Origin of the sequence: Arthrobacter sp. StoSoilB22, from assembly GCF_019977315.1 — a bacterium.
Lineage (GTDB): Bacteria > Actinomycetota > Actinomycetes > Actinomycetales > Micrococcaceae > Arthrobacter.
Genome location: NZ_AP024652.1, coordinates 1,165,430 through 1,189,853, shown reverse-complemented (window position 1 = coordinate 1,189,853; position 24,424 = coordinate 1,165,430). Strand labels below are relative to the sequence as shown.

At 60.9% G+C, this 24,424-nt stretch carries 29 protein-coding genes and 1 tRNA gene; 16 read left to right on the top strand and 14 right to left on the bottom strand.

Going from position 1 to position 24,424, the window contains the following annotated elements; all coding sequences use genetic code 11:
* Positions 1 to 72 precede the first annotated feature (72 nt).
* A tRNA-Lys gene (locus tag LDN70_RS05790) sits at positions 73 to 148 on the top strand.
* Between the two features lie 1,265 nt (positions 149 to 1,413).
* Here LDN70_RS05790 and LDN70_RS05785 read toward each other — a convergent pair.
* On the bottom strand, positions 1,414 to 1,944 hold the full coding sequence (locus LDN70_RS05785) for a serine hydrolase (RefSeq protein WP_223942027.1): 531 nt from the start codon (positions 1,942 to 1,944) through the stop codon (positions 1,414 to 1,416).
* A 165-nt stretch (positions 1,945 to 2,109) separates the two neighbouring features.
* Entirely contained in the window at positions 2,110 to 3,120 is a 1,011-nt protein-coding gene (locus LDN70_RS05780; protein ID WP_223942026.1) for an EamA family transporter, read from the bottom strand.
* Positions 3,121 to 3,204: 84 nt separating this feature from the next.
* Here LDN70_RS05780 and LDN70_RS05775 point away from each other — a divergent pair, with 84 nt between their 5' ends.
* The 9 genes from LDN70_RS05775 to LDN70_RS05735 all read left to right on the top strand — a co-directional run bounded on the left by LDN70_RS05775 (position 3,205) and on the right by LDN70_RS05735 (position 10,343).
* On the top strand, positions 3,205 to 3,711 hold the full coding sequence (locus LDN70_RS05775; RefSeq protein WP_223942025.1) for a MarR family winged helix-turn-helix transcriptional regulator: 507 nt from the start codon (positions 3,205 to 3,207) through the stop codon (positions 3,709 to 3,711).
* A 23-nt stretch (positions 3,712 to 3,734) separates the two neighbouring features.
* Positions 3,735 to 4,328, top strand: coding sequence for a hypothetical protein (locus LDN70_RS05770; protein WP_223942024.1), 594 nt, complete (start codon positions 3,735 to 3,737; stop codon positions 4,326 to 4,328).
* 998 nt (positions 4,329 to 5,326) lie between these two features.
* The gene (locus LDN70_RS05765) at positions 5,327 to 5,665 is read left to right on the top strand and encodes a hypothetical protein (RefSeq protein WP_223942023.1); all 339 of its coding nucleotides are present in this window, start codon (positions 5,327 to 5,329) and stop codon (positions 5,663 to 5,665) included.
* Between the two features lie 4 nt (positions 5,666 to 5,669).
* Positions 5,670 to 5,975, top strand: coding sequence for a pore-forming ESAT-6 family protein (locus LDN70_RS05760; RefSeq protein WP_223942022.1), 306 nt, complete (start codon positions 5,670 to 5,672; stop codon positions 5,973 to 5,975).
* 31 nt (positions 5,976 to 6,006) lie between these two features.
* Positions 6,007 to 6,345, top strand: a complete 339-nt coding sequence (locus LDN70_RS05755) for a DUF6507 family protein (RefSeq protein WP_223942021.1) — start codon at positions 6,007 to 6,009, stop codon at positions 6,343 to 6,345.
* Positions 6,346 to 6,347: 2 nt separating this feature from the next.
* Positions 6,348 to 8,282 carry a restriction endonuclease fold toxin 5 domain-containing protein gene (locus LDN70_RS05750; protein ID WP_223942020.1) on the top strand — a complete coding sequence of 645 codons (1,935 nt, stop codon included), beginning with the start codon at positions 6,348 to 6,350 and terminating at the stop codon, positions 8,280 to 8,282.
* 26 nt (positions 8,283 to 8,308) lie between these two features.
* Entirely contained in the window at positions 8,309 to 9,058 is a 750-nt protein-coding gene (locus LDN70_RS05745; protein WP_223942019.1) for a hypothetical protein, read from the top strand.
* Between the two features lie 44 nt (positions 9,059 to 9,102).
* Positions 9,103 to 9,882, top strand: a complete 780-nt coding sequence (locus tag LDN70_RS05740) for a hypothetical protein (protein ID WP_223942018.1) — start codon at positions 9,103 to 9,105, stop codon at positions 9,880 to 9,882.
* On the top strand, positions 9,855 to 10,343 hold the full coding sequence (locus LDN70_RS05735; protein WP_223942017.1) for a hypothetical protein: 489 nt from the start codon (positions 9,855 to 9,857) through the stop codon (positions 10,341 to 10,343). Before LDN70_RS05740 ends, LDN70_RS05735 begins: the two co-directional genes overlap by 28 nt.
* A gap of 16 nt (positions 10,344 to 10,359) precedes the next feature.
* Here the strand turns inward: LDN70_RS05735 and LDN70_RS05730 are convergent, their stop codons facing one another.
* Together LDN70_RS05730 and LDN70_RS05725 are read right to left on the bottom strand one after the other, a co-directional pair.
* Positions 10,360 to 10,665, bottom strand: a complete 306-nt coding sequence (locus tag LDN70_RS05730) for a winged helix-turn-helix domain-containing protein (RefSeq protein WP_142939997.1) — start codon at positions 10,663 to 10,665, stop codon at positions 10,360 to 10,362.
* Positions 10,662 to 11,105, bottom strand: coding sequence for a hypothetical protein (locus tag LDN70_RS05725; protein WP_142939998.1), 444 nt, complete (start codon positions 11,103 to 11,105; stop codon positions 10,662 to 10,664). The genes LDN70_RS05730 and LDN70_RS05725 overlap by 4 nt, the downstream gene beginning before the upstream one ends.
* Before the next feature lie 181 nt (positions 11,106 to 11,286).
* Between LDN70_RS05725 and LDN70_RS05720 the strand changes: the two genes are divergently transcribed.
* Positions 11,287 to 12,474 carry a TerC/Alx family metal homeostasis membrane protein gene (locus tag LDN70_RS05720; RefSeq protein ID WP_142939999.1) on the top strand — a complete coding sequence of 396 codons (1,188 nt, stop codon included), beginning with the start codon at positions 11,287 to 11,289 and terminating at the stop codon, positions 12,472 to 12,474.
* Between the two features lie 31 nt (positions 12,475 to 12,505).
* On the opposite strand, the gene LDN70_RS05715 is transcribed toward LDN70_RS05720, so the two are convergent.
* Genes LDN70_RS05715 through LDN70_RS05705 form a run of 3 tightly spaced genes read right to left on the bottom strand, consistent with a single transcriptional unit; the run spans position 12,506 to position 15,004 of the window.
* Positions 12,506 to 13,108: a TetR/AcrR family transcriptional regulator gene (locus LDN70_RS05715; protein ID WP_142940000.1), complete on the bottom strand. Its 603-nt coding sequence runs from the start codon at positions 13,106 to 13,108 to the stop codon at positions 12,506 to 12,508.
* Between the two features lie 28 nt (positions 13,109 to 13,136).
* Positions 13,137 to 13,982, bottom strand: coding sequence for an alpha/beta fold hydrolase (locus LDN70_RS05710; RefSeq protein ID WP_223942016.1), 846 nt, complete (start codon positions 13,980 to 13,982; stop codon positions 13,137 to 13,139).
* Between the two features lie 26 nt (positions 13,983 to 14,008).
* Positions 14,009 to 15,004: an NADP-dependent oxidoreductase gene (locus LDN70_RS05705; protein ID WP_223942015.1), complete on the bottom strand. Its 996-nt coding sequence runs from the start codon at positions 15,002 to 15,004 to the stop codon at positions 14,009 to 14,011.
* A 90-nt stretch (positions 15,005 to 15,094) separates the two neighbouring features.
* Here LDN70_RS05705 and LDN70_RS05700 point away from each other — a divergent pair, with 90 nt between their 5' ends.
* Complete coding sequence (locus LDN70_RS05700; RefSeq protein ID WP_223942014.1) at positions 15,095 to 16,297, top strand: hypothetical protein; 1,203 nt, start codon at positions 15,095 to 15,097, stop codon at positions 16,295 to 16,297.
* A gap of 37 nt (positions 16,298 to 16,334) precedes the next feature.
* Here LDN70_RS05700 and LDN70_RS05695 read toward each other — a convergent pair whose 3' ends face one another.
* From LDN70_RS05695 to LDN70_RS05685, 3 genes are all read right to left on the bottom strand, one after another.
* On the bottom strand, positions 16,335 to 17,699 hold the full coding sequence (locus LDN70_RS05695; RefSeq protein WP_223942013.1) for an MFS transporter: 1,365 nt from the start codon (positions 17,697 to 17,699) through the stop codon (positions 16,335 to 16,337).
* A 122-nt stretch (positions 17,700 to 17,821) separates the two neighbouring features.
* Positions 17,822 to 18,082, bottom strand: a complete 261-nt coding sequence (locus LDN70_RS05690; protein ID WP_223942012.1) for an SHOCT domain-containing protein — start codon at positions 18,080 to 18,082, stop codon at positions 17,822 to 17,824.
* Between the two features lie 114 nt (positions 18,083 to 18,196).
* A complete protein-coding gene (locus tag LDN70_RS05685) occupies positions 18,197 to 18,931 on the bottom strand; it encodes an ANTAR domain-containing response regulator (protein ID WP_166841538.1) in 735 nt (244 codons plus the stop codon).
* A 268-nt stretch (positions 18,932 to 19,199) separates the two neighbouring features.
* Between LDN70_RS05685 and LDN70_RS05680 the strand changes: the two genes are divergently transcribed.
* Positions 19,200 to 19,610 carry a hypothetical protein gene (locus tag LDN70_RS05680; protein WP_223942011.1) on the top strand — a complete coding sequence of 137 codons (411 nt, stop codon included), beginning with the start codon at positions 19,200 to 19,202 and terminating at the stop codon, positions 19,608 to 19,610.
* 140 nt (positions 19,611 to 19,750) lie between these two features.
* Positions 19,751 to 20,251 carry a GNAT family N-acetyltransferase gene (locus tag LDN70_RS05675; RefSeq protein ID WP_223942010.1) on the top strand — a complete coding sequence of 167 codons (501 nt, stop codon included), beginning with the start codon at positions 19,751 to 19,753 and terminating at the stop codon, positions 20,249 to 20,251.
* A 144-nt stretch (positions 20,252 to 20,395) separates the two neighbouring features.
* On the opposite strand, the gene LDN70_RS05670 is transcribed toward LDN70_RS05675, so the two are convergent.
* Together LDN70_RS05670 and LDN70_RS05665 are read right to left on the bottom strand one after the other, a co-directional pair.
* Positions 20,396 to 21,085, bottom strand: coding sequence for an SDR family NAD(P)-dependent oxidoreductase (locus tag LDN70_RS05670; RefSeq protein ID WP_223942009.1), 690 nt, complete (start codon positions 21,083 to 21,085; stop codon positions 20,396 to 20,398).
* Positions 21,082 to 21,771 (bottom strand): hypothetical protein, encoded by a 690-nt coding sequence (locus LDN70_RS05665; protein ID WP_223942008.1) that lies wholly within the window; start codon positions 21,769 to 21,771, stop codon positions 21,082 to 21,084. Before LDN70_RS05665 ends, LDN70_RS05670 begins: the two co-directional genes overlap by 4 nt.
* Before the next feature lie 81 nt (positions 21,772 to 21,852).
* On the opposite strand from LDN70_RS05665, the gene LDN70_RS05660 reads away from it, so the two are divergent.
* Both LDN70_RS05660 and LDN70_RS05655 read left to right on the top strand, forming a co-directional pair.
* Positions 21,853 to 22,284, top strand: a complete 432-nt coding sequence (locus LDN70_RS05660) for a VOC family protein (RefSeq protein WP_223942007.1) — start codon at positions 21,853 to 21,855, stop codon at positions 22,282 to 22,284.
* Positions 22,281 to 22,796 (top strand): DinB family protein, encoded by a 516-nt coding sequence (locus LDN70_RS05655; RefSeq protein ID WP_223942006.1) that lies wholly within the window; start codon positions 22,281 to 22,283, stop codon positions 22,794 to 22,796. Before LDN70_RS05660 ends, LDN70_RS05655 begins: the two co-directional genes overlap by 4 nt.
* 302 nt (positions 22,797 to 23,098) lie before the next feature.
* Here the strand turns inward: LDN70_RS05655 and LDN70_RS05650 are convergent, their stop codons facing one another.
* Together LDN70_RS05650 and LDN70_RS05645 are read right to left on the bottom strand one after the other, a co-directional pair.
* A complete protein-coding gene (locus LDN70_RS05650; RefSeq protein ID WP_223942005.1) occupies positions 23,099 to 23,383 on the bottom strand; it encodes an acylphosphatase in 285 nt (94 codons plus the stop codon).
* 93 nt (positions 23,384 to 23,476) lie between these two features.
* Complete coding sequence (locus tag LDN70_RS05645; RefSeq protein ID WP_223942004.1) at positions 23,477 to 24,388, bottom strand: pullulanase X25 domain-containing protein; 912 nt, start codon at positions 24,386 to 24,388, stop codon at positions 23,477 to 23,479.
* Positions 24,389 to 24,424: the final 36 nt, after the last annotated feature.

The window sequence follows — 24,424 nt, the reverse complement described above, 5'->3', positions numbered from 1 at the left end:
GGTGTATCGTTGTATATCGTTGAGACTTCAGCGAGGAACCTTAAATGCCTCGATTTGAACGACTCGATAGATGCACCTCTAGCTCAATTGGCAGAGCAATTGACTCTTAATCAATGGGTTCCGGGTTCAAGTCCCGGGGGGTGCACCACACGGATCACAGCGAGACCGCTAGCTGAGATTGCTCTGAATACACTACAGTTGCCAGTGCGTTCGACGGAGCTGCCATGCACACGATTCGCCTGATAGGCAGCAGATCGCTAACGGTTTCTGCGGCGTGAATCGATGTGAACAGTGGCCTGGTCCATCGCGTGGCCAACCCTGCGAACTGCCGGTAACTATTCATCAACCTGGCGCCCGAGGGACTGACCCTAGTGGATGAAGTCGTGGAGCACCATGTCGAGAACCAATAGAAGATGCTCGATGCCTGCCCAGAACTGAGTGGACGCAGCTGACGGACCTACTGCGCAAGTTCTTGCTAGCAATCCACGACGGCGACCCCTCCTAAGCGAATCGCAATCACGGATGCGGGGATGAGACGAAACGCTTCCTCTGAGCAGCTTGCGATGGCGATGGGTACCGGAGATGGAACCTCTTAAAACGGCATTACGTCCTGCCATCGGCATGATGACAATGGGATAGCCTGCACGGTTCCTCCGTCCACAGCACCAGGTCGACAGTTGCCCTCCCTCAGGCTACCGACTGCAATCCATCCATCACGGGCTACTTCCCGCTGCCCACGGTACCAAAACCCCCAAGCACGACTTGCCCCATGATGAGTCTGCGCGCAAGCAGCCTCGTAGCTCTCTCGGAAAGCACCCGTTCAGGTACGCCGTTATCCCGACGCGTCTTCCAGCCCCTACCCACACAACCGATCCTGAGCCTCTATAGAGCCGATAGTATCTGGCTGCTCATCACATCACGTTCGTCCAACGTGTCGGCGGGCGCCTGTGTCGACGGATCAGTGGGCGGGGAAAAGAGCCATGGTTGCTTCGTAGCGACCGTCGTCGGAACTGAGCACGATCGTCCGGAAGTCGAGGAAACCGCCCTTTGCGAAGAAACGAGGTGCGCCCGAGCAGTCCCGGGACGACTTTAACAAACCCAGCGCAAAGTGACCGATCACCGTCATCTTCATCTAGGTCAACGCGTTGGCGGAGATGACCCGGCCACCGAAAAGTGCGGCCATTAGGTCATTGATGTCGGACGTGGTCGAGACGGCGCCTGCATAGGGGAACCGAGCTGTTCCAGGGTGGGGCCGCCGGTGACGACGCCCTTGCCTCGGGGGCTGACGTAGCTCCTTAGCACCCCAGGAGCGTTCGGCACCTCCTCGTCGGTAGTCGTCCGGGTGAGCCCAAGGGTTGATGATGTCATCGCGAAGTATTTGCGCGTACGTCTTGCCACGGAAGTTATCCAGAATCAGTCCCAGCGCCAGGTCATTTCGATTCCGAATACTGGAATAGCCCTACGGTTCGCGCTTCCCAAGGCAACGTGCTGGTGAGCCCAAAGGGCTGTGAGGTTCCGGTTGGAAGCAGACACAAAGTCGTCAACGCTCCGGAACATCGCCTCTACGTACGCTGGCATTCTCGGGGTGTGCGAGAGCAATTGCCGCAAAGCGATCGGGACTGGAGGCTTGAGACCAGCCCCAAAGCTCTCCAAAAACCCTTTCACAGTGTAATCCAAAGCGATCAGTCCATCATCGACGAGTTTCAGCACAGAGATCGCAGTCATGGTCTTGGTAACACTGGCAACCGGGACCCGATCCTTTGGCTGGGCCGGCTGCCAGCGCACCTGCGCGAGTACGGCCAAGACGTCCTGGTCCATGAAGGCCTGCATCGCATAGTCCAACGAGGCGATAGCCTCAGCATCACCGAACGACGGCGAAAGTGAAGGAATCCGCGACGGCGACGGGCCGGGTGATGTGCATCCGGCCAGAACCGATGCAACCACCACTACACTCAATCGACTCAGCCAGCCCCGGCGGTTCATCAAAACACCAACCTTGATGGGAGGCCAGGCCTCGGAGCAAGCGCCGGCGCCGGCTCACGGCCAGCTGATAAGCACGGGTTTTTGGATAGGGCTCACGGCCGCCACAGATGAACACCGGATGCGTTCTCAACGATGCCGATACCTTGATCGTCCTCCCACCGTCCCTGCGGGATAAGTATCAGAACAATCGCTCAAATTACCGAAGCGCTTCCGCCTAACTTGCCGCTGCCGACTCGAATCCGGCCCAGCCCGTTGCACCAAACCCACCGACCCCAGCACCAGCACCGCACCCACAATCTGCCATCCCGACAACGACTCCCCCAGGAACACGAACCCCAGCGCCGTAGCAACAAGCGGGCTCAGGAATCCCAGGAACGACACCACCATGGTCGGCAACCTCTGGATCCCCTTGAACCACACGGCATAGGCGACCAGAGCACCGATCACGCTCAAGTAAGCAAAGCCCGTCAGGTTAGGACCAGTAACCGCTCCCGGCAGCCCTTCAACCGCCAACGTCACGGGTAGGAGCATCACTCCACCCATCGCTAACTGCAGACCGGTAAACCCAAGCAGCCCCACGCCGTCGGGCCTTCCCCAGCGTTTGGTGAGCACAATCCCCGCCGCCATGCTCAGCGCTCCGGCCATCCCGGCGAGCACACCAACAAAAGTCAGCGACGCGTCGGACCGCAGGACGAGCAAGCCGACACCCGCTGCTCCCACGGCACAGGCAACCAAGTGCATAAGGCGGATCTTCTCCCCCAGCAGCAGCACCCCAAGGAAGAGCACGAAAAGGGGCTGGATGGACATGACCAGCGCAGCGAGTCCACCCGGTAGTTGGTATGCGGTGAAGAACAAGAGGAAGAAGAACAGCCCGATATTCAGTGCGCCCAGCGCCGCTGCTTTGAACCACCAGCTCCCCCGCGGCCACGTCCGGGTGACCAGCATCAGCACGATGCCCGCCGGCAGGGCCCGCACGGTTGCGGCCAGGAGCGGCCGGTCGGCTGGGAGAAACTCGGTGGTCACCAGGTAGGTGGATCCCCACACCATGGGCGCGAGTGCAGTGATGAAGAGGTCTCGTGGGGAAGCCTTGGTCAGGCCGGAACCGATCGGCTTAGCAGCCGTCGCCAAAGTAGACATTGTTCACTTCCATACATTTTGATGTCAAACTATTTGATGTAAGACAATGTAGGTGATGTACTGTTTGGGGTCAAGCATTGGAGGATGATGGACCGCGACGCAGTAGACATGATTCTTGATCAGTGGAACAACGAGCGCCCCGACCTGGACGTCAGTTCCATGGGTGTTCTGGGCCGGCTGAACAGGGCTAGCCGCCTGGCGTCACTGGACGTCCAGAAGTTCATGAACCAGTTCGGGCTGGAGCCCTGGGAGTTCGACGTCCTGGCAACGCTCCGCCGCTCGGCACCCGAGGCTCCGCTCACTCCGGGACGACTAGCCAGTCTGACCATGATCGGTTCCGCAGCCATGACCAACCGCGTGGACCGACTCGTCAACCGCGGGCTGGTTCACCGTGAGACCAACCCGGACAACCGCAGGCAAGTACTGATCAGCCTCACCCCTGAGGGACTGGCCTTGGTGAATGAGGTGGTGGAGCACCACGTAGAGAACCAACACAAGATGCTCGAAGGACTCTCCAAGACAGAGCGGACACAGCTCGCCAACCTTTTGCGCAAGTTCCTGCTGACAAACAACGACGGCGAACCCTCCTAAGCGGGCACGTGCAAGGATGAGGCGTGGACACTTCCTCTGAGCAGCTGGCGATCGCAATCGGTAAGGCTATGGGCGGCGGGGACGGAACGTCCTACGACGCCATCTCGTACTGCCAGAGCGGAAACCACGTCGAGCGCTACGCCATCTCGGTGGTCCCGAGGGGTTTCATCTGGTCCGCCAAAAAATTGCCGGACGGGAGCTCCCGAAGCTTCGACCCCAAAAGAATGATCATCCAGACCGACGGTGTGGATGATCCCTACGGCCTGTCCATCGACCAAATCCCGTTTTCCTTCCCTGAAGCCGTCAAACTCTGCTTCCCCCTGTCGTTACCAATCTGGGGCCGGCACATGGACCGTTATCACCCGGTCGCTTCCGAAGTACATGGCCCGGACACAACTCTCCTGCTGAGAGACCGCACGGACTCTACGATCTTTGGGTCCTTCACCTTCGAAACCGAAAGCGGGATTGCCAAAACCCTGTTCACACTTTCCACGGTGCTGAAACTGGAGCGCGAAGCCCGGCCGGACAACGGAAAGTACGACTTCGGGTTCGTCGCCGGCTTCGGTGGCCCGGATCTTCAGAATCGACTTCGCCAGTACAAAAACACCCAAGAATAGAGAGATGGCCTGCAGACGTCAGTCCACAGGCCATCATCAACGTCCCCGGTCATTCAGGCTCGCTAGCCTCCTGCTTGGACACGTTGCGCTTGCCCCGCCGCAACACATAAACGCCGTAGCAACCGAACCCCAGCATGAGAACTGCCGCACTGGCACGCCACCACGCAAACGGCTGCCACAACGCAAAATTGACGGCCATAAGGAAAAACGCCACGACTTGAAATGGATGCGGAACCTTACTCACCGATCCTCCTGCCATCGAGGAAAGGTCTTGCTGATGCCCTTCCGAATCATGACTGCCCCTAGCGAAGAACCATCTTGCTTTGACTCGCACAGTCTGCGCCACGAATCCGGGACTAGGTGCCGAAAACCGCCAAACTAGGTGCTGCTTGAACAGAAATAGGTGCCAAAAACCCTAAAAATGAGTGGCCGCCAGCCTCGTCTAGGTGCCGCCCCGTCCTCGACAGCTTCCGAGAAGAACCTCTGACGGCGGACGAACTCACCGGTCGCCTGACGCTAAGGTGTTCCGGCTCGTCAGAAAACACCGGATGGCCCGGCTTCCTCGCCCTTATCGATCAGGTCTTGCTCAGCGTCAGCTAAGCAGTCGGCACCAAAGTCACCCTCCGCCGTCGTAATTCCGGTTAGAGCACGACGGCGGCTGGCCTGCTGGCGTGGGAACTATTGGCTTCGTGGAGGAGTGCCAAATTTGGCACTGCGTCCGCATCGGAGCACCTAGTCGGTCGCCGGGAGCACTCATTTTTGGTGTTTTCAGCACCTAGACAGGCCCGAAACAGCACCTAGATGGGCCCTTCCGGGCCTGTGTGTGCTTTTCGTGGTGCAGTGTGGAGGCCGTGGGCTTCGTTCGGTAACCTTCCCGGTTTGTGACTAAGCCGTCACAAGGCACGCGTTTCTTGTTAGTGCATCGACTGGACATAACACACCGTGTTCACCATGCTGTTAAAGTGCTCCAGCACAACCATCTACCTTTGGGGGAACCAATGGCCATCTTTGACATGGGCGCCGAAACACTCGGGAACCTGAGCAAACAAACCGACGCGTCCCACCAGGACCTCGGCGCCCTCGTACGGCGTTTCGTGGACGCCGTCACCCCGCTCGAAGGAAAATTCAGCGGCGCGGGCAAAGCCGCGTTCGACTCCTTCAAAAACCGGTCCGACCTCGTCGCCTCCGAACTGAACACCGCCCTGGCCGGCATCGTAACCGGCCAATCCGGGATGAACACCGCCTTCACCCAAGGCGACCTGGCAGCCTCGGACAACGCACGCCGCTCCGAAGGGGCCGCGAACTTCGACGCCGCACGATTCCAAGGACGGGCCTAACACCATGACCACCAACCGCATCGCCTACGACACCAACGTCTCCGCCCAGGTCCAATCCGACATCCAAGCCCTCGCCGCGCACCTGGAAACCCTCATCGCCGCCCGCCAAGCCGACGTGAACCAGGCCATGGCCGACTTCCGCGCCGACGGCGTCGACACCGAATACCAGGCAGTCGAAACCCGCTGGACCGCCGCCGCCGACGAAGTCAAAGCCATCATCGCCCTGGTCCGCACCACCCTGGGCACCAACGACGAGACCGCCACCACCGCCGCGACCTCTGCCCGCAACGCCGTGCAGAGCATCGGCTAACCCGCCAGCAACCAGAGACAAGGTGACTGGTATGGCTGTGTGGAGTGTTGATGTTGGCACCGCGCGGGCGGTGATCTCCTCGACCGCGGGCTCGGTGTCGGCGTTGGAGGAACCGTTGACACGGTTGCGGGGCGCGGTGGACGGGATCGCCGCGGCCGTGCCGTCCGCCCAGGTCCAGGAAGCGTTGGGGGCGTTGATCGAGAACGGGGTGGTTCCTGCCACCACGGACGTGCTCGAGCGCAGTACCGCGGCCCTGACCGGGACCTCCCAGGCCGTGGGTTTCTACGCTGACGGTGACCTGGCCATGGCATCAACAGCGGCGTCCAGTGCCTCAACCGTGCACCTGCCCGTTTCGGCGTTAGGGCGGTAAGTATGGACTTCAGTCAGGTGTGTGCCGCTGGTCCGGGCGCGTCCGGGATCAGTGTTGACGGGCTCCCGCCGCTGCCGGACCCCGATGCCCTGGACAGCCACGGCCAGGCCCTCGCAGCCTCCGGGAACGCCGTTCATTCCGGGGTCAACGACGCGGCAAAAACCTGGGCCGGACTCGCGGGGGCGTATGAGGCCCCCGAAGCCGGGCAGGTCCTGACCGCTTTCAACCCCGTGTTCTCCCGCTCCCAAGACCTCGCCAACCTGACAGGTAAGACCGCGACCGTGCTGGCCGCGTACGCGGACCGGGCCAGGGAACTGAAACAACGCATCACCACCCTCCGGGCCGAAGTCCACGCCCTGGACGAGCTCATCGGCGGTAACGATGACTGGCGCTCCAACCTCAAAATCGTGGACCAGCACCGTAACACCATGGACAAAGCCAGCGCCCTGGCCCAAGCCATCCTCGACTCCGACGCCACCTGCGCCACCGCACTGGCCGCCCTGACCGGCGGGCAAAGCTACGCTCCCCCGACCATCCCCAGGGCGAACCTGAACAGCTCCACCGACTTCATCTCCAACGCCTTCACCCACGTCCAGCACTACCTGGGCGCCGACGAGAAACTCCCCGACCTTCCCTGGGGACCACCGAACATCTCCGTCCGGCTGGCCGGGCCCGCCTCGGCCGCCCAAGGATTCACCAGCGCCCTGATCGGCGCCGGGCAAGGCCTGCACACCCTGCTGTTGACCACCGACACAGCCAAACAAGCCCTGGCCTGGCAAGGGATGTTCGCCATCGGCGCCGCAGCGCTCACCACCAAGAACGTCATCGACCGCGGCTTCAAAGACGCCTCACCCGAGGACATCAACGCCGTACTGACCACCGTCAACGTGGCCAAGGAAACCATCCACTACGACGAATGGGGCACCAACCCCGGCTACGCCATCGGCGCCACCACCTTCGACGTCGGCTCGATGTTCATCGGCGGCACCGGACTCGGGATCAAGGGAGCATCCCTCGGCGGCAAACTAGGTGCCGAAACCGCGGCCCTCACCAAAGCCGCCACTTTGTCCAAAGGCACCACCAGTATCACCGGCGCAACCCGCTCTGTGCTCGGCGAAGCCACGGCAGCGGTCGCCGCCAAACTCACCCAAGCACGCACCGCCATCTGGGACCACGGCATCGGCACAGCCCTGAACAAACTCGACACCGGGCTGGCCAAACTCAACCAAACCCTCAACGGACCACAGCCCGCCTACGCCGGCGCACCGCACCAACTCCCCACACCGGTCCCAGAAACCGCATGGCTGGCCAAGGTTGACGAGACTAGCGCAGCAGGCGCTAAGGCCAAGCCAGCCCCTGAACCCTTCCCCCGCATCGTCGATCAAACCCTCGGAGACCCGGCACTCCCAGGACGCCACCCCGACCTGCAACCCGCCATCGGCGACACCGATGGTGGACCGGGGTCCTGGCAAGAACCCGGGGGCCGAAACGACAAAGGCGTCCCTGACCAAATCTTCGGGACCGGTGTCACGGCCACCGGCCCAAAGGGATATCTTCTGGAATACTTCATCGACTACGTCAAAGCGGACGGCTCCGTGGGAAAGGTTGAGTTCGACGGGCACTTGTGGCGCGGGCATCCTCCAGCGGAGGTCTATCAGGAGATCAAGGGAAACTACGACCTTCTTTTCAGGGGAGTTTACGATGGCCGGTATCTCCGCAGCGAAGCTGTTCCAACCGCTATTAGAGAATGGGTTCAGGACAGAGTCGCCAAGCAGATCGAAGCGCTAGAGGCAAAGGCACCAGGCGCCCACCTCGAATGGATATTCACGCAAAATGAGGATCTTGCCAAGATAATGGATAAGGCCGTCACACAATACCTGGCACGCAACCACGTTAGTGTCACAGTGGACGTAAAGTTCGCTCCGATGAAGGGCTAGTTTTGATTCACAATGAGGAGTCCAGCGTGGCAGAAATCTATTCGGCGGATCTCTTCGACTCCGCTCTGGACGATATAGACCTCGACCTACAGTTGGGCGGTCGGGAGGCGGGACCACCAGATATCGCAACTAGGATTTTGGCAACCTTAGAGATTCTTGAGCGACTGGATCCTCGCCCGATGGAGTGGGTCGGGATTCCGCGAAGTGGTGGGGCAACCCTCGAACATGAAAAAGTAGGACGCACCATTGAGGAACTGGGCACTCTTGTTATGGCGGGCGCCCGAAAGGATGATGCGGAGCGCTTTCACCCAAGTTGGGGTTACTTCGTACAACTAATTTCCTTCCTCAAGGGGTCGGATCGAGCTGTGAGCCCCTTCCACGCTGCAGTCAGCGACGGAGCCCACGGCGGATTTTCAAGCGATTCGTTTTCCTTAACTTTTGCAGACGCGCTCGTATCTGGCCGCGAAGCTGTCGTTAGCAGCTTCAGTGCGCTGATAGAAGTGTGGCAGCCCACGCGAGGCGGAGTCTTCGGCTACGAAGTTAGCCGATTACACCGAGGGGAACCCGCATGGTATCCACCCGTTGGAGTTCTGACGTACTTTGCAGAAGACAGCGGATACGTCTTACCCGATAACCCCCTGGTTGAACTGCGACGGTTACGAAGTGGCGTGATGGCAATACTGAACGACTGGACCTTGGATGCCGTCCTCGCGTACGGCGAGGCTTTCAGGGCTGTCAACGATGGCATCCCCCGCAGAGCTGCCGGGACCGGATAGAACTATGTTTCCGGCGGGGAGACTGATCAGAGAAGAGCGACACCGTGAAAGAAGACGGCCACACAATCGTTGATCCAGCTTTGGATACGCTGAATCTCAGGCTCCAATTGGGTGTAAGGGCCGACTCGGCACATGAGATTGCTGCGACAATCCTTGCCAGCGTTTCGGTACTGGAGCGGCTCGATCCAAGGCCTATGGAATGGATCACGGTCACCAGAGCCGCTCCGGCCACCGCGGGAGGCGACTTCCTACCCCGAAACATTGATGAAGCAACGTCACTAGTGGAATCCGGGGCCCGCAAGGATGATGCGGGCAAGTTCTATGTCGGCTCTGGTTACTTCGTTCAGTTAGTCTCTTTTCTAAACGGGACCGACCGCAGTGTGAGCCCCTTTTATGCATCGATTGCTGACGGATCGAGTGACGCCCCTTCCCACAACTCACTCAAGCTCACCTTCAAGCAGGCGATGATTCCGAGTCGAGAAACTTTCGTAGCCTGCTTGGTTGAACTTTTCGATCTATGGCCCCCTGAGATGGGTGGCCTCTTCAGCTCCGCGATAACCAGGAAAAACCGAGACCAGCCCATCTGGTACCCACCAGTTGGGGTTGTCACCTATTTCGCTTACGACAGCGGCTACGTCCTCCCAGAAGACCCACTAGTCGAACTGCGCCAGCTACCGAACGGCACCCTGGCGGTCCTCAAGAACTGGACCTTGGAGGCTGTCCAAAGATACGAAGCCGCATTCCGAGCGGTCAACAATGGCATCCCGAACGAGCGTTCGGCAGTTAGGAACCACATATGCGAAACACAGACTCTGACAACCTAGCCAATCAACACAACGGACTCCTCCAAGAGCAGGAGGCATTCGACAGGTTGGGCGTTCTACTCCACGGCTTGCTTGGGCCGGGCGATGAACGAATAGAACTCACTGCCAGCGTAACCACGTCCACCAACGAGCAGCATTTTTACATCTTCAACCCGAACGGCCGGTTCTCCTCACAGAATGGGCCCTTCAATGATCACGGCGGAACCTCTGAGGTATCGCGGGCCATTAAGGATCTCCGAGAAGCGTCCTACCGGGTCGGTTTAGGCACATGGTTCGGAGTTCACTTCGTTGTCACGGCATCTGGGAACGCCACCGCCAACTACAACTTCGATCACGAGCCAGAATGGGACTTCCCAGTGGCTCCCGCCGTGTATGTCAGGGATCAGCTGAAGTATCCGCGAGATGAGCACAAGCAGCCGGAGTGGCTTAAGCGGAAACCCCACGAGGGCAACTCGAACTGAGCCGGCACCAAAGGACCTAGCCTCCCGCGATCTCCCGCAACGTCTGCAAGTGCGCCGCCCACACGTTCCGTCCGGTACCCGTCAGGCTGGCCGATGTCCTGGGAAACTTCCCGGCGAAGCTTTTTTTGATCTTCACGAACTCGGCCTTCTCCAAAATCGAGAGCTGCTTGCTCAACACCGAATCGCTGACCTGAATGGCGTCCCTCAGGTCCTTGAAGTCCAACGACTCAGCCTTCGCGAGCGCAGCCATGATGGAGAACCGGACCGGTGAGTGGACGAGCTCGTTGAGCTTGTGACGCGGGTGTTCCGCCGGGGCGCTCATGCGCGCAGCTCACGGAAGGCAGCAGCAAGGCCAATGGCTGCCAGGGCAATGGCCGCGGGGATGTAGAACCAGAGGTTGCCGTCCCGGAAGAAGTAGGCGCCAACCACGAGCGCCACGACGTACAGCGCGAAGTACCCCAGAAGAGACGTCAGGAACCGTTTGGTGAAGCCGACCTTGGTGGACCGTTGGAACATTGGCCAGATGCTCGCGGTAATTGCGCCCCAGGCTCCCACAGAACAGGCCAACAATGCCGCGCCGTAGCCGCCGACCAGAACGATGTGCATCCCGATCATCAGCAGCGAACCCATAATCGCGAGGCTGGTGAACATTACAGCCACCGGCCAAGCTGCCGCGTTGATGGAGGAGGCGCCCAGTGAATCGGCCCGTGCAAGGAGTTCCCGTGCTTCGGCTGCTGACATATTGCCGGTGGTCTCGTTCATGGTGTCCCCCAAGTTTGTGCGGATCGATACCCCCACCCTAAGAAAGTACTTTCCAAGTTGTCAACTACTTTCCCATGGCAGTCGAGTTACCAACAACCCCGCCAACCCCGGTAAATTTAAACCCAAGAGTTTGACCCTCGGTGAGCAACACCACTCGCGCGCCTCACGAAAGCAGGATCATATGACCGTCTCTCCCCTCATCTGGGGTATCACCATCGTCGTCATTTTGGCGCTCTTGGCCTTTGACTACTTCTTCCACATCCGCAAGGCCCACGTCCCATCGCTCAAGGAAGCGGCCGTCTGGTCCTCCATTTACGTTGGACTCGCAATAGTTTTCGGCGTCCTGGTCCTGATTTTCGGCGGCGCCCAAATGGGGTCCGAGTACTTCGCCGGCTACATCACGGAGAAGGCCCTCTCGGTAGATAACCTGTTCGTGTTCCTCATCATCATGGCGAGCTTCAGGGTGCCACGTGAGGATCAGCAGAAGGTCCTCCTGTTCGGCATCGTGTTCTCCTTGATCGCCCGTACAGGTTTTATCTTCCTTGGCGCAGCACTCATCAACTCGTTCGCGTGGGTGTTCTACATCTTCGGACTGATCCTGCTCCTCACGGCTGGCAACCTGCTCAAGCCCGGCGACCACGGTGACGGTCAGGCCAACAACTTCATCATCCGGCTCGCCAAAAAGCTCTTCCACACCACGGACAAGTACGACGGCGACAAGCTCTTCACCGTGGTGAACGGCAAGCGCGCCCTGACTCCCATGCTCCTTGTAATGGTGGCCATTGGCGGCACGGACATCCTCTTTGCGCTGGACTCCATCCCGGCAATCTTCGGCCTGACGCAGAACGTGTTCATCGTCTTCACCGCCACCGCGTTCTCACTAATGGGCTTGCGCCAGCTGTACTTCCTGATCGACGGACTGCTGGACCGCCTCATTTACCTCTCCTACGGTTTGGCGGCCATTCTCGCTTTCATCGGCGTCAAGCTGATCCTGCACGCCCTGCATGAGAACAACCTTCCATTCATCAACGACGGCGAGCACGTCAACGTCATTGAAATCACCACGGGCCTCTCGCTCAGCGTCATCATCGGCGTCCTGATCATCACCGTGGTGCTCTCCCTGATCAGCCCTGCGGGCAAGGCCCAGACGGCCATCAACAACGCCCGCCGTCACGCCGTCGATTATCTGGACCTCGACTACACCGCCGACGCCAACGAGCGCGAGCGTATCTACCGTGCCCTCACGGCTGAGGAAGCGCAGATTGTGCAGATGCCACTGAAGTACCGGAACAAGGCCAAGGACGTGGAGACCATCCGCGAGCAAGTGGCCGAGGCACACCGTCAGCACGAGGAATTCCTCAAACGGTAAGTCTCACCAAACGCTAAGGCTCACTACCAAGTCAGGCGCCCAGGAGCACGCTGATCTGATCCCGGATCTCGTCGCCAACCTGGGCGTCTGTCATGTCAATAGTCGCTGAGGACGCCATGCTGACGAACATGATGGCGGAGACGATCCGAGCCAGTTTCGCCGGGTCGCGGGCCAACAACTGACCGTCGCGGCCCAGCACTCCGGCAATGGCCTCTTCCGTACGCATCGTGAGGGACAACGCCTCTGCATGGTGAGGTTCGGCAGGGTCACCGAAGACGATCTCCCGCAGGTAGGTTCGGCCGTTTTCGATCTGAACACGGTTGCACTCAATGATGGGCCGGATGATGGCCATCACCGCGTCCAGCACCGTGATTTCAGCGGCGGCCGCTTCGACTCCCGCGTCGAGCGCTTGGGCGTACTTGGCGTTGTGCACCAACAAAAGCAGCTCCGCCTTCGTCTTGGCATACAGGAACAAGGTTCCCGATCCGACGTCGGCCTTTTCCGCCACCTGCTGGGTGGTGACCTCGTCCACTCCGTACTGGGTGAAAAGTTCGCGTGCGGCCGCGGTGATGCGGTCAAGCTTTTCCTGCTTATTCCGCTCACGTCGGCCAAGTGTCTGGGGCGCAGGCTGCATTTAGCTACCGTATCAGCGGGCCGATGCATCAGCGGCCCAGGAACTCGAGCGCTACCGGGACGAACCTGTCGTGGAACTGGAAGATGCCACCGTGCCCGGAGTCCGGGTAGATGACCAGCTCGCTGCCCGGAATCCGGCGGTGCATGTCGCTGGAAAGCACCGAGGGCACCATGCGGTCGTTATTGCCGTTGGCGATGAGCGTCGGTTGGTTGATAACACCCAGATCGGCCGACGGCGACACTCCCCACCGCCTGATGGCTTTCAGTTGCGTCTGGAACGCCTTGAGCGAGATGGGTGCCTCGCGGTTGGTGGTCCGTTGGTTGAGCCGATTCATGAATGCCCTCGCAGCGGGTTTTCCGGCGGCGTTCCGGTTGAAGAACAGGAACTCCTTGGGGTCCTGTCGGGTGAGGGCGCCCCGAACTACGTCAAAGTACGTGGTTCCCATGATCTTCTGGATGCCCTCACCACCGGCAGGTCCCGTGCCAGCCAGGACGAGCTTGCGGACAAGGCCGGGGTGTTTGACCACCAGCGACTGGGCGATCATGCCGCCGAGCGAGAATCCAAAGAGATCCACTGCCGGATAGCCGAGGGCCTGAATAAAGGCGGCAGCATCATCCGCCATGGCTTCGATGCTGTCCGGAACGGACCCCGTGGTTGCACCGACTCCGCGGTTGCTGAAGGTGATCACGTGGTGTTTCTCAGCAATGGGGTCGATGATGCTCGGATCCCAGTTGTCCATGGTCCCGGCGAGGTGAATCAGGAAAACTACCGGAACCCCACCTTTAGGCCCCATTTCGCGGTATGCGTAGCTGACGCCGTTGGCTGTCAGCGTCTTCGCGGGCACCTGTAAATACGACTGCTGTTCACTGCTCATGATGTTCGTCCTGTCGGTAGGGGTGGTTAGAGATGGCTGACAACGGTCTTACCGCGGACGCCGCCGTTGTCGAGGGCCGCAAGTACATCGGCCGTCTGGTCGAAAGGCACCACACGTCCCACCACTGGCTTGATGTCTCCGGCGTCGATGAGTGCTGCGATTTCCCTCAACTGGCCACCATTAGCGCGCATGAAGAGGAACTCGTACGTGACTCCCAGACGGCGGGCTTTGCGCCGGATCCCCGAGCTGAGCAGGGTCATCAACCCCAGCAGAACCGGGTTTCCGCCCAGCTGTCGGGCGAAACCGGCATCCGGCGGGCCGGCGATGCCAATGGCCCGGCCACCCTTCTTCAGAACCTGCAGAGACCGCTCCAGGTTTTCGCCACCGAGGCTATCCAGGACGAGGTCATAGTCACTCAGAATTTCCGTGAAATCCTCAGTCCGGTAGTCGATCACCACGTCCGCGCCAAGGTCCCGGACGAAGTCCTTGTTTCCGGCGCTGACAGTAGTGGCCACCGTCGCCCCGAGATACGTGGCCAGCTGGATGGCAATGGACCCTACTCCCCCGGCTCCAGCATGGATGAGTACGTTCTGCCCGGGGCCAACATTGCCCCGCTGCACCAGCGCTTGCCAGGCAGTCAACGCCACCAATGGAAGCGAGCCGGCCTCTTCCATGCTGATGGTGGCCGGTTTGATGGCAAGGTCTTCCTCGGCAACGGCCACCCGCTCCGCGAAAGTCCCGATTCGGTCATTTCCCGGGCGTGCGAATACTTCGTCGCCGGGCTCGAAGGACTGAACCTTTGCCCCGACCTTCAGGACCACACCGGCAACGTCGTGGCCCAGTATCTGCGGCAGTTTGTACGGGAGGATCTGCTTGAACACTCCCAACCGAATTTTCTCGTCCAGCTGGTTGAGGCCTGCCGCGTGGACCTCCACCAGCACATCGTGGTCTCCGAGCACGGGCTCGGGGACGTCCTGCTGCTGAAGGGGTTCCTTGTACTGGCTGAGGACGAAGGCTTTCATGGGAGTTCTCCTGGACTGTATAACTGACTTAACTCAATTATGAGTGCACTCAGTAAATTTAGCAAGAGTTCTCCGCTGGATAATGGTCGGATGGGACAGCGGAGCGATGACGGCGTGAACGAACCATGGCGGATCAGCACACGGCTGCCACTCATCCTGGACGCCCTCCTGGGATCCGAAGAAGAGCCAGCCGTGCGTCAGTTGATCGATGCCTTCGGCGGGCCCGCGGCAAGGGTCAAGGACCAGCTGGTGGGCGAACCCGCGTACCGATCGCGACGGCTGCAGTTCGCCTCGGGCGGCGAAATGATCATGCACGACGGCGTCACGGTGGCCGTCGTGCTGCACGCAGCACCTACTGGTTTTGCACCTGGCGGGTTTCACCTGCCCTCATGGATCCCCGGCCTGGATAAGAACGCTACCCTCAGCGACCTCAAGGGAGCCCTCGATGCTGCCCGCGCTCCCGGAGGTATGGGCTTCGTACTGGACGGTGCCTACGTGGAACCCCGCTTCAAGAACAACCGCGGCTGGAACGAGCCCGGCAATCTTCTCAGCCTTAGTTTCAGGGCGGAGGCTCCGCAGCATGCCTGCCGCCCCGAGGATGACGATTGTCCAACATGCAGCGATCTCTTGGTTCGCGGAGCCCGCACCGGCGGGATGGACGTGGAACAAACCATCGCTGCACTCTCCTCAGCCGCAGCGGCGGGCCTGATCACTGAAAGCCCCAGCTGGGTCCCGCTCGCAGACCTCCAACAACTCCATGCGTCACAACTGATGGAACGGGTGGAGAGCCAGCTTAGCTGTTCGGCGTGCCTGCGAATCATCTGCCTGACGCTCTACCGCGAATCATCCCCGACGTTTGAATACACGGTGCTCAACGAAGCCCGGCAACGGCCACTCGAAGCGATTCCGCCGGTTGAGCAGTGGGGAGACCACCTGAGGATAGCCAAGGATCGCGATGCCATGCATTACGTGGACCACCAGCCGGGCTCATGGTTCCTGGTTGAACAGCAAGGATCTCTTTTTCTCGAAGCGAGGTACTGCATCAATACGATGGTGGACTCAACGGCCCTGCTTCGCCTGGACCAGACCGAAACCGATGCCTATAGGACCGGTGGCCACAACTACGTCTCCGACCTCGCCAAGCGAATCGATAAGAGCGGCCCCCACACTGAGGAATCTCCCTATTTTCGGAGAGACCTCTACCGCGGGCCTGACCGCGCCATGTTGTCCAAGAGCTTCGCGGCGGCCATTGTGAACCACACTTGGACTGCCGAGCAGCGACGCCGAAGCTGACGATACCGGGCCTTGTGGCGACGGGGCCACGCCTCCCCTAGACCGCCGGCTTCCGCCACATCGCAGCCAGCACCAGCACCACAGCACTGAGCCCCAGCATCACCAGGACCATGATCCCCCAGTTGGCCTGATTCACGCCGGGGCCATAGAGCACGCCGATCAGGACAGTGGCGGTGATGGCCCCGAGGTAGCGGCATGTCTGGAAAATACCGGCCGCCACTCCCCTCTCTTCGGGCCGGGCCGAAACGTACAGGCCTTGGTTTGAGGCCGTACTCACCACGCCGTACGGAACACCCATCAAAGCGGTGAGCACGAACACCAGTGGCGCCCACAAGCTCAGGGTCAGGAACCCGAGCGTGCCTGCCGCAATGGTCAGGATCAACACCCCGGTGATCAGAACGGGTCGCACGCCGAACCGCTCAATGAACCGCACGGTCAGTGGCGTCACCACAACCGACAACGCCGCAAGGGGCAGCATCAGCAGGCCCACCACACCGGCGTCGTAATTCCCTGCCTCCTGCAGCAACTGCGGAAGGCCGAAGAACGCAAAGTAGTAGACGCCGCTGAACACCACAAACAGCAAGTACACCAATAGCAGCGGCCGGTTCCGGCCCAGCAGGCGGAGGTCCAGGAACGGCGGCTGGAATCGCAGCTCACGCCAGGCGAACAGCGCTCCGATCACCGTGGCCGCACCCAGTAGATACCAGCGGTAGCCGGGCAGCACGTTGAGCAGCGCCATCATAGCGAGCATGAGGGACAGCACGAAGGCGAGGATGCCGGGGATGTCGGAATCGCGGATCAGCTGGCCGAGTTTGCCGGTTTCGCGCCCGGCATCTGCGGGCGCGGTCTGACGAACAACAATCAACGCCAACAAAGCAATGGGAACGTTGATCGCGAACAGTGCCTGCCAGCCCACCAGACTCACCAAAAGCCCGCCCACCACGGGCCCGACAGCGGCGGCAGAAGTGTTGGCCATCTGGATCCGGCCGAGCGGCCGCGTGGACGGCAAGTTGGCCAGCCGGCTGAGCTCGGTGACCATCACGACGGCGGACGGGTACGCCGTCGCGGTCCCTACAGCCATGAGCGCGCGGGCCACGCATACCAGCGCGAAGTTGGGCAGGAACGGCGCGATGGCGCACGTCACCGCCACCAACGCCATACCGAACATAAACAGGCGCCGCGGGCCGAAGCGGTCAGCGAGTCGACCCATCAGCGGTTGACCGGCCGCGGACGCGAGATAGAACGAGGTGATCACCCAGGTGACGGTGGCGACGTCGAGCTCGAAATGCTCCCGCAAGACCACCAACGCTACGGCGATCATGGACGAGTTCAACGGGTTCAGCGCCGTCCCGAGGCTCAGCGCAGCAATCGCAAGGCCGGGGCGTGGTTTGTTGGCGGTCACCCGTCCAAGTCTGCTCCATGGTTGCCTCGGGTCACGAACCCGGGTGACCACACCGGGGTCACAGAGCGGACGCCTCCGCCCAAACTCTGGCCAACCATCCATGCCGGGTAGGGGCCAGGGGCTTAACCGAAGTTGCTCCGCCTCAGAGCATTCAGGCGGGCGTTGTACTCAGTATCGTCGATCTCACCGCGGGCAAACCTTTCCGCGAGAAGCTCCTCCGCTCCGCCCGTACGGTGCGGCCCGCCAGCGTACCTCCGGCTGCCGGCACCCATGGACCGGGTAAGAAAGACGATCGCTGTGATGATCGCTCCCCAAAACAGTATGAAACTCACAGCCATGAGTGCGTATCCCCAGACGCCCATGTTTCCGTCCCAATACATCATGGCTACTCCTTCAGACCAGCGGGCACGTCCGTGCTCCCGGCCTCCACTATCCCCCCGCAAGGAGCGGCGCGTCAGAGTCTTAAGTCCCCCGACGGCGGCAAACGTCGGAGGCGGCTACTCCTCGAAGTGCGTGGTGATCTTCCCGGACGAGACGGCAGAAATGATGGACTTGGCCAGGTGGCGCAGCTTGATGTTGCGGTTGCTGGACGCCGTGCGGAGGATGGTGAAGGCCTCCTCCTGGCTGCAGTGGTTCTGCGCCATGATGGCCCCCACAGCAAGGTCGATCACAGTGCGGGTCTGCATTGCTGCGGCAAGATCATTCCGGGCGTCGCTGAGCTGCGCGATCTTCAGGGCCAGGCGCAACGACTTGGAGGCGTGGGAGGCGAACTCCTCGGCACTCTCTACGTCGTCATCGCTGAACGCGTCCGGCTGCTCGGAGTAGAGGTTCAACGCTGCACGTGTATCGCCTTCAACCAGAAGGGGGACACTCAGGACGGATCGCAGGCCTTGGTGCGAAGCAGCCTGCACGTACTCGGGCCAACGATGTTCCTGGAGAAGATCCGGCACCATCACGGGGGTGAGCTTATCCATGGCAGTGAGGCAGGGACCATCAAAGTCGTTTTGGAGTTCGTCCATTGCTCTGGCGCGATCATCACTGCTGGCAGTGGTGGCCGACTTCTTACGACGCAATACGGTGATGCCACAGAAGACGGGTTCCGGGCGCGAGAGGCTTTCGGCGGAGAAAGCCGCGAGCTCGCCGAGAAAAGCCTCGACGTCTTCGCTGCCAAGGACGAGATCCAAGAAAAAACCGTTCTTGAGAGCTTCCTGCTCGGGGCGGGGGTTGACCATGCACGTTCCTACTGACTGAAATGCGTCCCCAGCAGACAGCAAAGGAGCGAAAATTGCCGCCCTCTGCAAAACGGTCTGGCAATACCTTATCGCCCAACGATCACCGGTACAAAGTGCTGCACGGAACGGCTTGACCTGCGGATACGCGACTCCGGATATGGCATTTTGTCAACTAAGGCAAGGGTTTCACGCGTCCCCAAAAGTAAGTAGGCTTACTAAAAGGATCTGAGATCCGTCATAAGGACTATTCGTACAAAGGAGTCATCAGATGGGCGTTGAAGACAGCATCCGTAAGGCCACCGAAAACGCTATGGAAGACCTGGCCGGGACCTCCAAGCCGGTGAATGATCAGCAGGTTCCAGCGCCCGGCGAGAAGGACGACGATATCCAGGTCCACTCCTCCATAAGCGAAGGCTCAAACGCCATCGACGAAGATCACTCCCCCAACACCAGGGCAAAGGGCCGCCACCGTGCGGATGGAGAACCCGACGGCGGAACCACCTCACCCAGGCCGGGAACCGACGGCGACACTCAGGGCCGCAAACCGCACGATGGCACTGCTGTCGGCTCAAGTGACGCAGCGGGACCGGCCGGCCTGCCCAGTGGAGACCCCGATGACCTGCGCGCAGATCCCTCGGAAAGCGGGGGCGACCCCTCAACGAGCATGGGCCGTGGCTAGGAAGGCTCACCAGCTTGTACCGTCACGACCCACTTTGATTCTTGAAGGGCCAAAATTCAGCCGAAAATGGTTGTTTTTGGGACTTCTTGGGCCGAAAGTAGGTGAGGACGGTACATCTCAAGGGCAGATAGGCTTCGGGAATGCTCCCCAACTCGACCGCCCGGCTGCGCTTCCGGGAGATGACCCTTGCCGATCTCGATCTGATGAGTTCCATGCTGGGTGATCCCGAGGTCATGACGTACTACCCGGCGCCTAAGTCGCGGGATGAATCAGCAGCCTGGATCAAGTGGAACCAGGACAACTACGCTCGCCACGGATACGGGTTGTGGATCGTAGAAACGCGCGACGGCGAGTTCGTCGGCGACTGCGGGCTGACGTCGCAACACGTCAACGGGCGGGCTGAACTTGAGGTGGGCTACCACGTTCGTCGGGACGTGCAGGGGCGCGGATATGCTTCGGAGGCAGCATTGGCGTCCCGGGACTTCGCACGCGATGTCCTGGGGGTCCCCCTCCTTGTTGCGATCATTCACCCGGGCAACGTGGCTTCACGGAGGGTTGCTGAGCGGATGGGAATGCAGCAGCTCGAGGACGACATGGGTGGATCCTTGGTGCGGACCGTGATGGGCATCGATCTGAGGTAGCCGGGGGCTAGTCAGGTGTGCCGCTACCACTGACCTTGGCTGCTGGGAGGCCTAGGATCAGCCAAAACTGGTTGTTTTGCGGGCTTTCCGGGTTCAAAGAAGGTGGTGAAGCGCCAGCCACGGGCTGTGAAGCGCACTGGAGTGCTACCAGCTGAGGTCGGCGGCTCCGAGCGAGACGAAGCGTGGCGAGGTACGGTCCGGCGAATCAACCAGTTCCCTTAGTTCGCGAGCCGCCTGCCGTGGATCTTTTGAAGCATCAGCCTGCCCCATCCCGGTGGCCATTTTCCCTGGGTGAACCGCCCAGCACCTCACCCGGCCTGCGAGGTCCTGAGCGAGGGAGATAGTCAACATGTTTTGTGCGGACTTGGAGATTTTGTATGCGTAGCTCGTGGAGAGATCCGAATAGTCGCCACGCGCTTGCGCCGTCAAAGAGCCCAAGCGGGACGTGATATTGATGATCACCGGATCCGGCGCAGCCAACAATTGAGGCAAGAGTGCCTGCACCAGGCGCAGGGGTCCAGCGACATTAACGTCGACGGCGTTCATGACGCCCTCCGCAGCAATTTCGCCCAGCCAGGCGTGCGGAGCTCCCTGGGCTGCATTGTTGATGATCAGATCGACGGGGCGCCCATCTACGGCTGACATCAGCGCGGTCGATGGCTCGTTCCGGACGTCGTGTGTGGCCACAGTGACGTTCGCCCGATCAGTCGATGCTGTGGGTGAACGTGTGAGGGCAACTACCGCCCAACCGGCCTCGGAAAATTCGTCTACTAACGACCTTCCGAGTCCACGGCCGGCACCCGTAATGACTGCCAGCCTTCCGTTGGGCATCATGCGAATCGGACGTCCGTGTCCGGGTCCTTGCGGCTGTCCAGCATGCTGATGATCTTGCTCTCGAGTGCGGCAACGGTTGCTTCCGGCAGGACGATCAAGCCATCAAGTTCCTTCCGGGCCCGCTTATAGGCCGTTTGACGTTCGGCGGGAGTGGCGGCTGTGTCCTCTGCGATACGCAAGAGCTTCCTCGCAGTCGCCAGTCGTTGGCGCTCCGGGCCGGTGAAGTTGCCGTCCTTGATGCGTCTGGCTTCCCGTTCGGCAACATCAAAAGCGAGTTCGTAGCTGTGGACAGCCGCCCGATACTCAGCCAGCCTGGCCGGCGTCGAAATTTCTTCAGGTGTGGCGGGACGTAAGCTGTCGGCCTCTTTCTTGGCCCGCAGGAACGCGACCGTGAGCGGTTCGCGGACGTCCGTCATGAGCGGGAAATCGATGAGGTTACCTACGTCCAGCTCGTACTCGAGCCACCTGTGGTTCACGGAATCGTGCGCAGCAATGAGCGAGACTACCTCTGCCTGGTTGGCTTCCTCGTGCACCGCCAGCTGGTTCTGCAGCTTCAACAACTCCACCTTGCGCCGGTGCCGCTCTTCGCTGGCTTTGGACCACGACCTCGCCCAGCCACCAGCCATCCCGCCAATAGGGAAAATGAGCCACCAGTAACTGCCAAGGAAGTCGAAGAGGGGTTCCACTGCTCCATCCTCCCACCGGCGCGGACCGGGTCTCAACAAGACTGGCCAAGTCGGGCAACCATATCCCGCTAGGCTTCCCTCATGGACCAGCGACTGCATTTCCTCACGTTCGCCACCAAGGATCTGGACGCCGCGCGCGCCTTCTATAAGGAAGGGCTTGGCTGGGATCCGGCCATGGACGTTCCCGGCGAGATCTTGTTCTTCCAGATCGCGCCGGGGCTGATGCTCGGCCTGTTCGACGCCGAAAAGTTCGATCAGGACCTCGGTGCCACTGCTCCTACACAGGGAGTCAGCGGTGTGACGCTCTCACACAACGTAGGCAGCCCGGCGGAGGTCGCCAGTACCATCGACGCATTGGTCGCGGCCGGGGCCACTGTGCTGAAACCCGCCCAGGCCGGCGCGTTTGGCGGTATTTTCCACGGACACGTCAAGGACCCCAACGGCATCGTCTGGGAGATCGCGCACAATCCCGGCTGGCGCATTGACGACGACGGCACGGTGGTTTTCGGATGAGCGCACTCCCGCCGACGGTCGCCGACGACGTCATCAACCACAGCGGCCGGGTACAGTTCGACACGTTTTTGGACGAGCACCGCAGAGCTCTGAGCGCCAGTTTGGATGGACTCACGGAAGAACAAGCACGACGCCGGCTGGTTCCGTCGCGGACCACGCTGCTGGGCTTGGTGAAGCACGCTACTTTCGTGGAGAAGGTGTGGTTCGACGAAGCCGTCACGCGAAGGTCCCGCGCAGAGATTGGTATCCCGGCGTCACCAGACGAATCGTTCATCCTGGACAGCAACGACACCATCGCCAGCATTCAGACGGCTTATCTGGAAGCTTGCGCGGCCTCCCGGCGCGCGGTTGCGAAGCTGAGCCTTGATGATTTCCTGCTGGGAAACCGCCGTGGCCCTCTGCCCCTCCGTTGGGTGTACCTCCACATGCTGCGGGAACTGGCGCAGCACTGCGGGCACGCGGAGATCCTGCGTGAACAAATCCTTGATGCAGACCGGCCCTGGAAAAGGTGAGCACCGTGATCGCCCAGGGCGCGGTTGTGCGCTCCAACCTGTAGCCCCGGGCAGCCCGCCCAGGTCGCGGGAAGGGTGCGTGATCGCCGGAGAGGGACGGCGAACTCGCAGCATTCCCGCGATTTCGCTGCGTGCGCGGCAGCACTTCCGGGACAGCTGAGAAGTGCGGATGCTATTCACCTAGCAACAGCCATTCGACTGCAAACCGACAGCTTGGTCGCCTACGATCACGGATTACTTCTGGCGGCCACCGAATCAGGGATAACCACCGCATCGCCCGGGGCTTAGCAGCGGCTCAAGCGCTAATCGATAATCCGGAAGTCGTCGAACGCCCCGGTGGCCTCGGAAACCTGGAAGTCAACGTCCGCCACCTGGCCCGGGACGCGCGACGAGTGAAGCCAGTCCGTGAAGTCGCTGACGTTCCCGATTTCCCCTTCGGCCACTAATTGCACTGAGCCGTCGTGGTCGTTTCGGACTGTGCCGGTCAACAGGAGCTCTTCGGCTTTCCGGGCTGTCCAGTAGCGGAATCCCACCCCTTGCACCACGCCGGTGATACGGGCTGTCAGGCGAACGGTTTCGTCAGTCATGGAACCACCTTAAGCAGACCCGCCCTCGTCCGTCCCACTCCCCGTCGAACGGAGAGGCGAGCGAACAAGGGCGGGTTTCGTGCCTCGAACGAACTAGCCGATCACGATGTCCCGCGTGGCGTGGCTGTACGTGATGGTGACGGGGCCGCCGTCGTGGTTCAACTCGTGGTTGGCGCCGTCCCGGGCACCGAACGCACCATAATTCTCGTCCCACGAACGGTTCAGCGCGATCTTGTAGGTGTAGAAACCGGCAGGCAGTTCAGCCGTGAGCGTCCACAGCTGGACGATGGGGTTGAACTCCATCTGGGCTTCGTCGTACTGCGGTGCCCAATCCTCGGGTGCTCCAAGGATCTTGTTGAAGTCGCCCGCGATCGCCACAGCGTCCGGCTGCGGCAGGGTCTCGACGGCGGAGGCCGCCTTCGTCTTGGCCGTCGCCTTACGGGGGGACTTCTTAGCGGCGGGTTCAGCCGCCGCGGAGGAAGCCTTGGCTGTTGCAGCTTTGGCCCTCGGCGCGGAGACCTTGGCCGCAGCGACCTTCGGCTCAGCTACATCGGCCGCTGCCACTTTAGGCGCAGTGAGCTTCTTCGCAGCGGCCCGCTTGGTCGCCGCCGCCTTCTTGGCCTGTGGCTTCACGGGCGGGGCCGTCGGTACGGCGACGTCGGCAGGAACCGGAGTTCCGGCGTCGAGCGCTGCACCAAATGCCTCGGCATCCGCGAAGGCGACCGTGGCACGCAGACCATCTTCCGGAATGGTCCAGCCGGAACGGCCCTTGACCAACCAACCGGCCTTCACCAGTTTGGCCGAAGCCGACGTCAAGGTCTTGTGTCCGCGGGGGATGCCGCCACTGAGAAGCTCAGCCTCGTGGTCATTGAAAGGTACCCGGACGATCGCCTCGGCCAGCACCTCGCCGGCGTTCAGCGTTGCACCGGACCACACGCTTTCAGCGAGGATGTCCAGTACGGCCTTCAGACGAAGGTTGGTGTTTTCGGCGGTATTCGCGCCCATGCTTCTCCTTCAACGGTGGATACTCCATAGAAGTTT

Coding starts and splice junctions, on each gene's coding strand:
- LDN70_RS05780 (WP_223942026.1), bottom strand. CDS start 3,120: ATGTCTACTTTGGCGACGGCTGCTAAGCCGATCGGTTCCGGCCTGACC.
- LDN70_RS05775 (WP_223942025.1), top strand. CDS start 3,205: ATGATGGACCGCGACGCAGTAGACATGATTCTTGATCAGTGGAACAAC.
- LDN70_RS05765 (WP_223942023.1), top strand. CDS start 5,327: ATGGCCATCTTTGACATGGGCGCCGAAACACTCGGGAACCTGAGCAAA.
- LDN70_RS05760 (WP_223942022.1), top strand. CDS start 5,670: ATGACCACCAACCGCATCGCCTACGACACCAACGTCTCCGCCCAGGTC.
- LDN70_RS05755 (WP_223942021.1), top strand. CDS start 6,007: ATGGCTGTGTGGAGTGTTGATGTTGGCACCGCGCGGGCGGTGATCTCC.
- LDN70_RS05750 (WP_223942020.1), top strand. CDS start 6,348: ATGGACTTCAGTCAGGTGTGTGCCGCTGGTCCGGGCGCGTCCGGGATC.
- LDN70_RS05735 (WP_223942017.1), top strand. CDS start 9,855: ATGCGAAACACAGACTCTGACAACCTAGCCAATCAACACAACGGACTC.
- LDN70_RS05730 (WP_142939997.1), bottom strand. CDS start 10,665: ATGAGCGCCCCGGCGGAACACCCGCGTCACAAGCTCAACGAGCTCGTC.
- LDN70_RS05725 (WP_142939998.1), bottom strand. CDS start 11,105: ATGAACGAGACCACCGGCAATATGTCAGCAGCCGAAGCACGGGAACTC.
- LDN70_RS05720 (WP_142939999.1), top strand. CDS start 11,287: ATGACCGTCTCTCCCCTCATCTGGGGTATCACCATCGTCGTCATTTTG.
- LDN70_RS05715 (WP_142940000.1), bottom strand. CDS start 13,108: ATGCAGCCTGCGCCCCAGACACTTGGCCGACGTGAGCGGAATAAGCAG.
- LDN70_RS05710 (WP_223942016.1), bottom strand. CDS start 13,982: ATGAGCAGTGAACAGCAGTCGTATTTACAGGTGCCCGCGAAGACGCTG.
- LDN70_RS05705 (WP_223942015.1), bottom strand. CDS start 15,004: ATGAAAGCCTTCGTCCTCAGCCAGTACAAGGAACCCCTTCAGCAGCAG.
- LDN70_RS05700 (WP_223942014.1), top strand. CDS start 15,095: ATGGGACAGCGGAGCGATGACGGCGTGAACGAACCATGGCGGATCAGC.
- LDN70_RS05690 (WP_223942012.1), bottom strand. CDS start 18,082: ATGATGTATTGGGACGGAAACATGGGCGTCTGGGGATACGCACTCATG.
- LDN70_RS05685 (WP_166841538.1), bottom strand. CDS start 18,931: ATGGTCAACCCCCGCCCCGAGCAGGAAGCTCTCAAGAACGGTTTTTTC.
- LDN70_RS05680 (WP_223942011.1), top strand. CDS start 19,200: ATGGGCGTTGAAGACAGCATCCGTAAGGCCACCGAAAACGCTATGGAA.
- LDN70_RS05675 (WP_223942010.1), top strand. CDS start 19,751: ATGCTCCCCAACTCGACCGCCCGGCTGCGCTTCCGGGAGATGACCCTT.
- LDN70_RS05670 (WP_223942009.1), bottom strand. CDS start 21,085: ATGATGCCCAACGGAAGGCTGGCAGTCATTACGGGTGCCGGCCGTGGA.
- LDN70_RS05660 (WP_223942007.1), top strand. CDS start 21,853: ATGGACCAGCGACTGCATTTCCTCACGTTCGCCACCAAGGATCTGGAC.
- LDN70_RS05655 (WP_223942006.1), top strand. CDS start 22,281: ATGAGCGCACTCCCGCCGACGGTCGCCGACGACGTCATCAACCACAGC.
- LDN70_RS05650 (WP_223942005.1), bottom strand. CDS start 23,383: ATGACTGACGAAACCGTTCGCCTGACAGCCCGTATCACCGGCGTGGTG.
- LDN70_RS05645 (WP_223942004.1), bottom strand. CDS start 24,388: ATGGGCGCGAATACCGCCGAAAACACCAACCTTCGTCTGAAGGCCGTA.